General features: G+C 44.7%; 12 protein-coding genes. 4 read left to right on the top strand and 8 right to left on the bottom strand.

Annotation, left to right across the window (positions count from 1 at the left end; all coding sequences use genetic code 11):
• Positions 1-3 precede the first annotated feature (3 nt).
• The gene (locus tag PUW25_RS11205; RefSeq protein ID WP_047914253.1) at positions 4-861 is read right to left on the bottom strand and encodes an aldo/keto reductase; all 858 of its coding nucleotides are present in this window, start codon (positions 859-861) and stop codon (positions 4-6) included.
• 188 nt (positions 862-1,049) lie between these two features.
• Here PUW25_RS11205 and PUW25_RS11200 point away from each other — a divergent pair, with 188 nt between their 5' ends.
• Positions 1,050-1,877: an SPL family radical SAM protein gene (locus tag PUW25_RS11200; RefSeq protein WP_047914254.1), complete on the top strand. Its 828-nt coding sequence runs from the start codon at positions 1,050-1,052 to the stop codon at positions 1,875-1,877.
• Positions 1,878-2,029: 152 nt separating this feature from the next.
• Here PUW25_RS11200 and PUW25_RS11195 read toward each other — a convergent pair whose 3' ends face one another.
• Positions 2,030-3,496, bottom strand: a complete 1,467-nt coding sequence (locus PUW25_RS11195; protein WP_081872817.1) for a SulP family inorganic anion transporter — start codon at positions 3,494-3,496, stop codon at positions 2,030-2,032.
• 164 nt (positions 3,497-3,660) lie between these two features.
• Here PUW25_RS11195 and PUW25_RS11190 point away from each other — a divergent pair, with 164 nt between their 5' ends.
• Positions 3,661-4,209 carry a recombinase family protein gene (locus tag PUW25_RS11190; protein WP_047914256.1) on the top strand — a complete coding sequence of 183 codons (549 nt, stop codon included), beginning with the start codon at positions 3,661-3,663 and terminating at the stop codon, positions 4,207-4,209.
• Between the two features lie 16 nt (positions 4,210-4,225).
• Positions 4,226-4,555, top strand: a complete 330-nt coding sequence (csaA, locus tag PUW25_RS11185) for a chaperone CsaA (protein WP_047914257.1) — start codon at positions 4,226-4,228, stop codon at positions 4,553-4,555.
• 137 nt (positions 4,556-4,692) lie between these two features.
• Here csaA and PUW25_RS11180 read toward each other — a convergent pair whose 3' ends face one another.
• The 5 genes from PUW25_RS11180 to PUW25_RS11160 all read right to left on the bottom strand — a co-directional run bounded on the left by PUW25_RS11180 (position 4,693) and on the right by PUW25_RS11160 (position 10,575).
• The gene (locus PUW25_RS11180; protein WP_052512291.1) at positions 4,693-5,841 is read right to left on the bottom strand and encodes a hypothetical protein; all 1,149 of its coding nucleotides are present in this window, start codon (positions 5,839-5,841) and stop codon (positions 4,693-4,695) included.
• 15 nt (positions 5,842-5,856) lie between these two features.
• The gene (locus PUW25_RS11175) at positions 5,857-7,539 is read right to left on the bottom strand and encodes a glycoside hydrolase family 13 protein (protein WP_047914258.1); all 1,683 of its coding nucleotides are present in this window, start codon (positions 7,537-7,539) and stop codon (positions 5,857-5,859) included.
• 205 nt (positions 7,540-7,744) lie between these two features.
• Entirely contained in the window at positions 7,745-8,812 is a 1,068-nt protein-coding gene (locus tag PUW25_RS11170; RefSeq protein ID WP_047914259.1) for a glycosyltransferase family 4 protein, read from the bottom strand.
• 6 nt (positions 8,813-8,818) lie between these two features.
• Positions 8,819-10,036 carry a glycosyltransferase family 2 protein gene (locus PUW25_RS11165; protein ID WP_047914260.1) on the bottom strand — a complete coding sequence of 406 codons (1,218 nt, stop codon included), beginning with the start codon at positions 10,034-10,036 and terminating at the stop codon, positions 8,819-8,821.
• A 164-nt stretch (positions 10,037-10,200) separates the two neighbouring features.
• Complete coding sequence (locus tag PUW25_RS11160; RefSeq protein WP_274337040.1) at positions 10,201-10,575, bottom strand: hypothetical protein; 375 nt, start codon at positions 10,573-10,575, stop codon at positions 10,201-10,203.
• A 176-nt stretch (positions 10,576-10,751) separates the two neighbouring features.
• On the opposite strand from PUW25_RS11160, the gene PUW25_RS11155 reads away from it, so the two are divergent.
• Positions 10,752-11,996 carry a sialidase family protein gene (locus PUW25_RS11155; RefSeq protein WP_274337039.1) on the top strand — a complete coding sequence of 415 codons (1,245 nt, stop codon included), beginning with the start codon at positions 10,752-10,754 and terminating at the stop codon, positions 11,994-11,996.
• A 90-nt stretch (positions 11,997-12,086) separates the two neighbouring features.
• On the opposite strand, the gene PUW25_RS11150 is transcribed toward PUW25_RS11155, so the two are convergent.
• A complete protein-coding gene (locus PUW25_RS11150; protein ID WP_047914262.1) occupies positions 12,087-12,533 on the bottom strand; it encodes a PaaI family thioesterase in 447 nt (148 codons plus the stop codon).
• Positions 12,534-12,553: the final 20 nt, after the last annotated feature.

Below are 12,553 nucleotides of genomic sequence, written 5' to 3'. Positions count from 1 at the left end.
AAATTAAATCATTTCTAACGGTACTTTATGATCTGGCTTCGGAAATGCTAAATCCAGCTCATTGAGATCATCCTCCGTCAGCTCTACCTCATATGCAGCAGCATTCAGTATCACATGCTCCTCCTTAGAAGCTTTAGGAATAGCGAGAACTTGACCGTTCCGAATACTCCAAGCAAGCATTAACTGCAGCGGGGTTATATCATGCTTCTCTGCAACTGCCTTTACGGTCTCATTGCCAGTAATTTCACGCCGAAGTGTACCTCCCTGCGCAAGCGGAGAATAAGCCATAATTGGGATCTGACGCTCTGTCTGCCATGGCATCAGATCAACCTCAATCCCTCTTGAGCCGAGGTGATACAGTACCTGATTAACCGCACAATTACTGCCTTTAGATATAGATAGCAGCTCTTCCATATCTTTTGTATCCAGATTGGAAACGCCCCAACGCGCGATTTTACCGTCCTGAACCAGCTTCTCCATTCCTTCTACCGTTTCGGCGAGAGGAATGTCTCCTCTCCAGTGAAGCAGATACAAATCCAAATGATCTGTCTTCAGTCTGCGCAGGCTCTGCTCACAACGGGTAATGATTCGGTTTCGCCCTGCATTATGCGGATATACTTTAGAAACGAGGAACACCTCTTCCCTAATGCCCTGGATCGCTTCTCCGACAAGGGATTCGGACAAGCCTTCACCATACATTTCCGCGGTATCAATAACATGCATCCCCAGCTCAACACCAAGACGCAGTGCGGCCATTTCTTCACTTCGTACGGAAGGATCATCTCCCATACGCCAGGTTCCTTGTCCGATTGCAGGAAGCACAGTTCCATCTGCCAGCTTGATTGTATTTCTCTTGATCATCGTTACATCTCCTTTTTATGCAGTAATATAGGTAATTGCTGGATTATCCGGCTACGAATGTTATACCCGAATCTTATATCTCATAATCGAAAGATGTATCATACGGGATAAAAATGAGAATATATGTTCCCACACGACCTTTAATGAATTATAATAGAATCTGTTCTATAAGAATAGAGGTGTTATCGATGTCCAAGAGAGAAATTCAATATTTATATAAAACTCCAAAGTCACTGATGAATAAAGGAACTGGATTCCTGTCTGGCTACACCCATACATTGAATCCATATACGGGATGTTCGTTCGGATGCTCGTATTGCTATGTCCGCCGGATGCCTGTTTCTCTATTTCGCGGGTCGGAATGGGGAACTTGGGTAGATGTGAAGCAGGAAGCGTCAACTGTATTCCGCAAGGAATTAAAGCGTGCCACAGCTAAGGGGCCGGTTACGATCTTTATGTCTTCCAGTACAGATCCTTATCAGCCCATCGAATATAAAGAGCAGATTACTCGTTCCCTGCTGGAAGTGATGTGCGAATCTCCGCCTGATTTTATACTGGTACAAACCAGAAGCCCCCTCGTCACAAGGGATATCGATTTATTCACAGCATTGGGAGACAGGGTGCGTGTCAGTCTTACGATCGAAACCGATCTGGATGAGGTCAGAAAACATTTCTCTCCCTCTGCCCCTCCTATTGCTGCCCGAATGAAGGCACTGCAGGAATTAACCGAGGCGGGCATTCCGACTCAAGCAGCGATCGCTCCGATTCTGCCCAGCAGCGAGGCTTTTGCGTCCAAGCTCTATTGTGCGACCAACCGCGTTACCATTGATGATTATTTCATGGGAGATGGCAGCGGCGGCAAAAGAACAAGACAGCTGGGGATTGATGCCTTATATGATGAAATAGATTCAACCGCATGGTATGACTCCACTGCCTATCAAATCGTTCTGTCTCGGATGCGAAGCGTTTTTCCGGAGGAGCGTGTATATATTAGTCAACAGGGCTTTGAACCTTAAGATATACAAGAAGGTCCTGCACTACTGAGTTTTCAGCAGAGCAGGACCTTCTTATTTTTCACCAAGCAAAATATTGTTCACCCTGTTACTTCATCCGTTTGTACCTTGATATTCCTCCTCGCGGGTAATGTTATATCATAAGAATACCTGTTTTAATGTGTATTCAATTTACCCTTGCTGTCTGTAAATACCGCCAGCTTATCGATCATGCGCTGACTTGCTTCATTTAGTCCGGTCAGTCTTACTTCATTGTTATTCTCTCTGTATTTCAAGATGATTTTATCAATCGAGCCTACAGCAGAATCATCCCAAACATGAGAATTGGAGAAGTCAATGACAATGTCGCGATCTTGTACAGACAGATCAAAGGATTGTTCAAATGTCGTGGTAGAGGCGAAGAATAATTGCCCCTTCACTTTGAACACCTGTTTCTTGACATCCTCCGCTGGCTTGGTCACTTCCAGTTTCGATATCTTCGCCACGAAGAACACAGCGCTTAAGATGACACCAGCAATAACTCCTTTGGAGAGATCATGAGTGGCAACGACAATAATTACGGTAACCACCATGACGATGGCATCCGAACGGGGCGCTTTTTTCAAATATTGGAATGAAGACCAATCAAACGTCCCGATACAGACCATGACCATGATTCCAGCCAGAACGGGCATCGGCATTAGGACTACCAGATCACCAAGTACAAGAATCAGGAACATAAGAAACAGCCCTGCCACAAGCGTAGACAAACGGCTGCGTCCGCCTGATTTTACGTTAATCATGGACTGACCGATCATGGCGCATCCCGCCATACCACCGAAGAACGCTGTGACGAAGTTTGCAATCCCTTGCCCTCTAGCTTCACGATTCTTGTCGCTCTCTGTATCTGTCATATCATCGACAATGGAGGAGGTAAGCAGTGATTCAAGCAAGCCGACAATTGCGAGTGCGAAAGAATATGGTAATATTATCTGTAGTGTTTCGATAGAGAACGGTACATCAGGGATCAGAAATGACGGTAAGGTCTGAGTAATGTTCCCCATATCTCCTACGGTCTGGAGATTAAATCCTGTAAATACGGATACAACAGTTAACACGACGATGGCAATCAATGGTGCAGGAATGGCCTTGAAGAATCGAGGCACGACGTATACGATAAGCAGTGTTATACCTAGGAACACATAGGTTGCGCCATTGATGCCCCAGAAATAAGGGACTTGCGCCATAAAGATCAGAATGGCCAGTGAATTGACGAAGCCAATCATGACGGCGCGTGGAATAAACTTCATCAGTGTAGCTACTTTGAACACACCTAGCAGAAACTGAATAATACCTGTTAAAATGGTAGCTGCAAGCATGTACTCGATCCCGTGCTCCCTCACCAGGGGAGCAAGAACCAAGGCCATGGCCCCTGTCGCTGCTGAGATCATCGCTGGTCTGCCGCCAGCAAAAGCAATGATTACAGCAATACAGAAGGAAGCATACAAACCGACCATAGGGTCCACACCCGCAATCAGTGAGAAGGCAATGGCTTCCGGGATGAGCGCAAGAGCTACAACAATTCCGGACAAAATATCAGCTCTTACATTAAAAAACCATGTTCTCTTGAGATTTTCTAACACTTTCTCTCCACACCTCTTTATCTATTTTTGAGAACCCGACTTTTAAGTCTCATAAACGTCAAGTCATCATATAAATGCAAGTTATCAATACCTTCGTTAGTTTATCATGGATCGTTCCAAAATGGAACCTTTTTGAGACTAGTGAATGTCAAGGAGTTTAATACATGCTAATCGGATATGTAAGACCTTATCAGGACGATTTACAATGTAACCACCAGCAAGCCGTATTGGCACAATATGCCTGCGATCATATCATTGCCGAGGAGCATGGCTCCGCCAAGAAACGAACTGCGTTGTACGGTCTATTAGACAAGCTCGTGCCCGGCGATCATATCGTTGTTGCTAAATTATTTGCACTCGCTGATTCAACGAGGCACCTGGCCGAACTGCTCGATGAGCTGCGCAATAGAGACTGCTATCTTATTTCCGCAAAAGAAGGGATCAATACAAGTACTTCTACCGGTTTGGCCTTTCAAGAGATGGTGCACCAACTGCTCGACTTTCAAAGTGATGTAATTAGTGAGAAGACTAAAAAAGGGTTATATGAAGCAAAACAGAAGGGGATAAGACCCGGACGCCCCAAAAAACCAGACGAAAACGTCAAAAAAGCGATTGTTATGTATCAAAGCAATCAATATAGTCTGGCACAGATAAAAGACGAAACTGGAATCAGCAAATCTACACTGTATCGTTATCTTGATTCCGAAAATTAAACTTGGAGGAAATGGCATGGCCACGATAGATGATTTCGTAAAGCTGGATATCCGCATCGGCACCATTGTTAAGGCAGAGGCTTTTCCGGAAGCAAGAAAGCCGGCAATCAAGCTGGAGATCGATTTTGGAGAACTCGGTATCAAGCAATCCTCTGCACAAATCACCAAACGGTATACGCCCGATGAATTAATCGGAAGGCAGATTACGGCAGTTGTAAACTTCCCTCCGCGCCGAATCGCCGGCTATGTATCTGAGGTTCTCGTACTCGGCGGCATTCCTGAAGAAGGCGATGTCATCTTGCTGAGACCCGATGAAGAAGTGCCTAATGGAACACCGATCGCTTAAAAATTGCAATCTCGAACCGCACAAAGGAGCAGACCTTTGATTTTCAATTAATCAAAAGGTCTGCTCCTCTGTTCATTTTACAAATCGGATCGGCCATGAACACTCATCTGCTCCATTCATTAGCCGAGTATAACGAATCACTCGTTAGGCTGCTCCAGAACCAAGACCTCAGTCCAAGAATGACCTCCGTCTCCCGTTCGATAAATTGCAGGATGCATGAGGCTTGTATCTGCCATCCAGCCTTTATTCCGCTCAGTGAAGGAAATGTCACTATCGTATCCTTGAATAGACGGCAGGTTCGTCCACGTCTTCCCGCCATCGGAAGAGCTTCCCACGCCGATCTTCTCCCCTGCCGGCGAGAACCCAGCGAGATAGGCCGCTCCATTTACAAGCGATAAATTCCCTGGATGCCCGGCAGGTGCTGCAGGACCGACATCTGTATACCCTGGTTCGTCGCCAGGCGCGGGTCCGGCTCCTGCTGTATCTTGACCGATCACTTTGACAAAGCTCTGACCAGCATTGCTCGAAGCGTATACGGCGTAGGATTGCTGAGACATGCCAGCCCCTCCGTTCAGCCTCACCCATACCTCCTGGCCGTTCACGGCGATTTTACCGCCACTGACTGTCTCCGAGGATACGGAGAGACGTACCTTCCAGCCTGTGCCGCCATTTGTCGTTTGATGCAGCTTATATCCGTATCCCGGATGAACTGTCAGTGCATAACCTTTCTTCGCATCTGTGAATACCGCATATCTGGTATTCGTCGGGGTGGCTATCTTGCTCCAGCTGCTGCCTCCATCGGAGGTATGGTAAGTGTAAGCCTGGGAGTAGCCAAATCCCTCATCCTCCTTAGTAAAATCGATACGCTGCAGATACATGTCCCCCGTTTTTATCTTCGTTAATGACTTACCACCATCATCCGTATGCAGTAGCGCATTCGGTCCGCCACTTGAGGATTTCGCCAGCGCATAACCTACTTTATTATTGATAAAATCAAGCTGAGTGAACTGCCAAGTTCCTGTATAGATGTTCTGCCAGTGATCACCGGCATCGGATGTGCCAATCATATATCCATTACCTGCTGCACGTCCCGTCGTCTCGTTTAAGAACTGAATGTCACTAATATAGAAGGCCTCTCCTCCTGCAGGCTTATTCCCTGTGAGCTCACTCGTATCCTGAGCTGAGACCGTACCCAATGCAGTCATAGATCCTGTCAGCGCTAAAGTTAAGGTTAATTTCGTTAATCTAGCGAATGGAGCTAGTCTTCCGGTTGCTCTGCTTCCCATGATTCATTCTCCCCTTTATGTCAACAGCTTGTATACTCTTGCTTCAAATGGCTTTAATGTGAATGGCTTAGAGATGCCCTTATCCTGAATTTCATAGTTATGAATCAGCAGCTGTGAATCGGAGTACTTAATATTTTCATTAAGCATGAATTCCGCTTCCTGTTCTGAGAAATTTAGCACAACGATGAGCATCTCTTGTTCTAGTGATCTTGTATAGGCATAGATCTGCTCGTCCTCCTCATGTAGCAGCTCATAATCACCATACACAATAATAGGATGTTCTTTTCTAAGCTGAATCAGCTTCTGATAATAGTAAAACACCGAATTCGGATCTGACAGTGCCTCTTCAACATTGATTGCTGTATAGTTCGGATTCAGCTGAATCCAGGGTGTACCAGTCGTAAATCCAGCATGTTCACGTTGATTCCAGTGCATCGGTGTTCTAGCATTGTCTCTGCTTCGCTCATAGATTGACTGCATTAACAGATCATGCTGATGCCCGGACTGAGTATACTCGTGGAACATATTTAAGGTTTCAATATCCCTATAATCTTCTATCGAAGCAAAATTCACATTCGTCATTCCGATTTCTTCCCCTTGATATATATAAGGTGTCCCTTTCAGCGTATGCAGCAGAGTGCCCAGCAATTTGGCCGATTCTATTCTATACCGATCATCATTTCCGAAACGTGAGACCATTCTCGGCTGATCATGATTGTTCAAATACAGGCTGTTCCAACCTCGATCCTTCAGCGTTTGCTGCCATTTGTGCATTACCCGCTTGAAATCGGTCAGTTTCCATGGAATGATATCCCATTTACCAAGCGGTCCGCTGCCTACATTCATCAGCTCGAAATGAAATACCATGTTTAATTCGTTTCGATCCTCCGCTACGTAATTGACGGCCTCTTCAGGTGAAACATCCAGACATTCACCAACGGTCATAATGTCATACTTCGATAACACCTCCCGATTCATTTCCTGCAAATATTCATGCACTTTCGGTCCGTTCACAAAATACTTCCCGCCCCAATGATATAGAGAATCTCCTGTTTCCTCGGCATCTGGAAAGCGCTGATCCTTTGATATGAGGTTAATAACATCCATACGAAATCCATCAATGCCTTTGTCCAGCCACCAGGTCATCATCTGGTACACTTCCTTGCGGACCCGCTCGTTCTCCCAATTTAAATCAGGCTGTTTCTTGGAGAATAGATGCAGATAGTACTCATCCGTTTCGGGCTGATGCTGCCAGGCAGAACCGCGAAAATAAGACATCCAATTGCTCGGTTCCTCTCCATTCTTGCCTGGCCGCCATATATAGTAATCTCGATACCCATTATCCATCGACTTCTGTGCTTCTACGAACCAAGCATGCTCATCTGAAGTATGATTGACGACTAGATCCATGATCAGTTTCATTCCACGTTCATGCAGGCCTTCAAGGAGCTCCTCCCAATCCGCCATCGTTCCAAACTCATCCATAATCTGTTGATAATGCCGTATATCGTAGCCGTTATCATCATTTGGTGAGTCATAGACAGGACACAGCCATACGACATCTACGCCGAGTTTTTTCAAGTAATCCAGCTTCGAAATGATTCCTTGAAGATCACCAATACCATCTCCGTTGCTATCCATGAAGCTGCGCGGGTATATTTGGTATACAACACTTTCTTTCCACCACTGTTTTTTCATATCTGTCTTACGCACTCCCCTTCTCTGCTGACTTTAACTAGCTTTAAATATTAATTACTTTCTTATATAGTTATTTAACCAATATACTTCATTACTTATTTCCATTTTTCTAGTTTGTCCAATCTAGATCTTGAACATTAGGAAGTAAATACTAAAAAAGACGAGAAGAAATCTCCCGTCTCTACTCATGATTTAATTTAAAAACTCATCTTGTGATCATAGATACCATGGACTCAAATTGATCGCAGTATATAGAAGTGGAAAATTCGCTCTTAATATGCTGCTCAGCAGCAGAAATAATCTGATTCCTTAAACCCCGGTTTCGCATCAAAGTGAGAGATTCACCTACCGCTTGCTTGATATCTCCGAGGTTATAATATTTGCCTGTTACATTGTGCGTAATAAACCGCTTTACTCCATCCGAGTCGGTAGATAGTACAGGGCATCTGCATAGCATTGCTTCTGCAACAGCATAGCCGAAGCCCTCTTTAATCGAGGTCGAGCACAAGAATCCTCCTGAATCTCCGATAATTGATAAATAGTCCGCCATTTGCTCATGAGGAATATTCGAGTATCGAATCAATCGCTCAGACAAATTTAGTGTACGTACACTAAATTCGAAATAATCTTTCTGCGAGGGATCGGATAGGGTATCATCATCAAACATCCATAAATACAGATCCGGAATTTGCTTTCTCAGCTCAAAACCGATTCTTAAGTATTCGCTCCAATTCTTATTCTGTTCGATGCGGCCGATCCAGCCAATAATCGGATAGGATTTAGGGGGATAGGACACATATCCAAAGTGCTCCGTATCAAGAGGGTCGTCAAAACAGAACTGAGGGATCGCAGGGAAGATTTGCTCAAACCATTGCTTCAGATGCGAAGTACGGGGATATAACAACGCGTCTGCATATTCTCGAATTCCTGAATCAAACACCTCCAGCAGCTCAAGAGCAGTGTCTGTCGTACCCAGTCCTTGAATCTCAAAGACCGCTTTGCCACGAAAGCCCATTTCTTTTATCTTTTGAAGCAGATGAATGTCTGTACAAACGACGATGAAGTCATAATTCTCTGATTCAATAATACGCTTGATTTGCTCGTTATCATTAGTTACAAACGTTTTAATCCCTTTTATATTCTTACGTCCTTCTCCATCGACCGCATATAATAAATGGCATTCATAGCCGCGAGCCATAAGCGCCTTGCTTCTTATCCGATTTAACGTCTCCATACCACCGCTCGGATTAAAAAAAGTAAATAGTATTTTCATCCTCCACTACCACGCATTCATATATTTAAATTTTATGGCCTGCACAAGCTGCTCAGTTTTAAACAATTCGTTATAATAATCAAGCTTCTGCGGCAAATAAGGTGCGAACCGATAACCGATTTGTGAATGATCTGGTGTGTAATAATTAGACATTGCGCTTGGCTCGGCCTTCGATAATTCGATTAGCAAGGTTTCCATTTCCATCACGTCTGTTGTACATACATTGTTTAGAATCATTGTGTAAGGGGTTTGAATCATCTGAACCGCAATGAGACTGGCTACAATTTCATTTACTGTGGGATACCATTTGAAATCCGTTATGGGATGGGGGACTTTGGACAACAGCGCTTGAGCACTCTGATCTGTGGTCAGATCCAGCACATAGCAATAGTAATTACTAAAGCTTTGCTCATACAGATTCTCTAATCTCATAAGAGCTGCTTCATCTGCGATACTTATGGGAAACAACACCGTCACTTGAGGCTTCATTTTTCTTCTTGATCGGGCCAAATGACGTGCCAAATGATACGTATATCTCCATCTTCGATGCTGCTCACTTGATTTGAGTGTCGCCGACACGCTATAGGTCGAATTCACTCTGTAATCCATCAGCTCGACCGGGATATAACGAATCTCGCAATTCTCCGTCAAACGGAGCCAATAATCATAATCCTCAACAGGTACAAGATGATAACCATCAATCATTTTGGCATACTTGGACTTATACATGAACGAAACACCGATAATCGATGAATCCAGCAGCCTCTCCTTGGGTCTGCTCTGGTATTTTCGTAATGCAGCCAGCTGATGCTCATTATGAAGACGGCTTCCGTTATTATCAATGGACTGAAAGGAGCTGTACACCAGACCTAACTCATCAGATCCCTTCTTCAGCTCTCTGCGCAGCGTCTCCAGATAATAGGGATAATACACGTTGTCACTTGATACCCACGTCAAATATTCGATATGTTCGTCCAAGAACAAATGCTGGAATCCGGTATTAAGGGCATGCGCAACACCTTGATTATCGGGATAAGCTACGATCTTAACGCGCTTATCCTCCTTCACAATGCTCTTGATCAGCGGCTCCATCTCAGGAGCACCATCAATCACAATCACCATCTTGAATTTGCTAAAAGATTGGTTTAACACGGACTCCAGTGCTGCTTGGAGAAATTCGGGCTTCTGTACATATACAGGCATGACCACACCTAAATCAACCAAACCCCAATCACCTCTTCCTCCGCACATTTGGTTATAGTGTATGTATCGTTGGACAAATGGATTGTGCGTATGCCCTGATTTCCACAACTCGATCCAACAACCAAAAGAACCCATTGTTATAAACAATGGGCAGATAGAATGCTTTACAAAAATAGAGTGTGAATTTATGAAATGGACAATGCAGAAATAGGAGTTAACTCGGATTGAAGCACACCTTGCTCTGTTACAAGATTACCAAATTCATCTAAGCCGTAAGTGGAAATTGCCGCTTCTGTGAGCGTCGTATCGATATTGTATTGCACTTCATAAGCGACATTTCCTGCAATATTAAATGAGCGAATGTCTGCGTTATCTGGAGCGATCGAATAACTGGATACATATAACGGAGTAAGTGTCAAAGTGCTCATTGGAACGACGTACACTACAACGATGACACTGGCAACAGAGTTCCCCACATTCCGAACACTAACTACCGCATTTGTAGCAGCTGTACCAAAAGCTCTTGTGTTTGTAATAAGTCCTGTTGTATATACGGGCATACCTTTCTCCTCCTTTCATCTTACACTATCATTCATATTCAGCAGATTCAGAGAGTTATAGACTAACACCTTTGCATGTGCGGATTTATGACAAGATCGGGTGTTGTCCCAATCAAAACCTAAGCTCTGAATATAGAATAAGATTAGATAAGACGAATGAAAGGAGGAGATTGCCGTTGACGAATTTTAATTTTCAAGTGACTCCCGTTGGTAATCCTAAGTTCGAACCTAGTGTCGCCGTCAATTATTTAATTCCCGGCATCATGGTCGCTACTGCAGTGGATACAACAACAGGTGTCCCGATCATTGGGGTATACCGATCCCTGAATGGCGGATTTTCGTGGTCTAATGCCCTCCTGCCCCTTCCTCCAGGGTTCACGGGAGCAGAAGCTTCAGCGGTTGCTTATGCGTTTCCAAGTACTTTTGTCATTACTGCCCATGCTTTTCCTGGAGCATCTGACGGGACTGCCGTTGCTTATGTTTCTACTGACAATGGAGCCACCTTCGGAGCCCCCGTCATCGTTAACCAGGGATATGGTACCTATATTAACAATGACGAGACGAACGTAACCTGCGATACTTCTCAATCCAGTCCGTACTTGGGAAATATTTATGTAACCTACAATCACCAGTTTAATGTAGCGAATGCAGGGAACTCCACTGCCTTCTTCAGCAGGTCAACCGATGGTGGTAATACGTGGCAGACACCTGTGCTTCTATCTAGTGAAGCGGATCAAGTCGAACGACCGGAGGTCGCTGTAGGTCTAACCGGAACCGTATACGGAGCCTGGATTACTACGGATCCGACAGGACGCTTTGTTGTTCGTCGTTCCTTTGATGGGGGAGTTACCTTTGAACCTCCTGTTCTTGTCTCTACCGTTTCCCTCGTTCCCACCGTACTTCCCGTTACCGGATACGGCTTCCGTGTTCTTACCTTTGCAAGTATTTCCACGGATCGCTCTATAGGTCCGAACACAGATGCGGTTTATGCCGTATGGCAGGATTTCCGACTAGGATACTCCGATATATTTATGTCTAAATCTACGGACCTCGGAGGAACCTGGTCTGCCCCTGTAAGTATTACTGGCGCACCGGCTGGTTCACAGAACTTCTTCCCTTCCGTTGATGTCGATCCACTTACTGGAGTCGTTAACATCATTTATTACAGCAATCAGATCAATGGGTTCAATCTCGATGTATACGTTGCCCGCTCCATCAATGGAGGCCAGACCTTTACTAACACACGGATCACGAATGTCTCATTTAATCCGAACGGCTCAAGTCCTACTCCGGTTCCGCTGATTGGAGATTATATTGATATTATTAGTGTCCCGCCAGGAGGTTATATCGGTGTCTGGACAGATACCAGTACCGGAGCTCAAACTATCTTTGCAGGATATTCGGATATTGTCATTACTTGAATCCATATACACCTGGTTTATTCGAACAAAAATAGATCATTCGTCAAAGAACGAATGATCTATTTTAACGCCTGCATGCCTCTAACACTGCTATTTGAGTCTAAAGGATGCCGTACTGAGTGCAATCAGCTCTCCACGAGGATTCGTAATTCTCGATTCCGCCGTAATGGATCGGCCCGTTTCATGAACAATTTTACCGGTAACCGTAAGATACTCCTGCTTCGCAGGCATCACAAAATGTACATTCAGATTGCTGGTAACACTGGAACGATGAGGATACTTCAGCATTACGGCAACACCCATCGTATTGTCCAATAACGAAGATAGAACACCGCCATGGACGATTCCCATGAGGTTCAAATGATGTGGAAGCGGATCAAGCGACACGACGACTTCATCATTTCCCGCCTGCTCCAATTTACATCCTAAATAACCCCAAAACGTAGATTCAGCTGCTTTTGTAATCGCCTCAAGGTACTCTCGTTGTTCGTCTGTCTGGCTGTGAGCATCTTCTTGCTCACGATCGATCCTGACCACTGCGCTCCCTCCCTTCTGTA

Origin of the sequence: Paenibacillus urinalis, from assembly GCF_028747985.1 — a bacterium.
Classification (GTDB): domain Bacteria; phylum Bacillota; class Bacilli; order Paenibacillales; family Paenibacillaceae; genus Paenibacillus; species Paenibacillus urinalis.
This window is presented reverse-complemented; position numbering and strand designations above follow the sequence as displayed.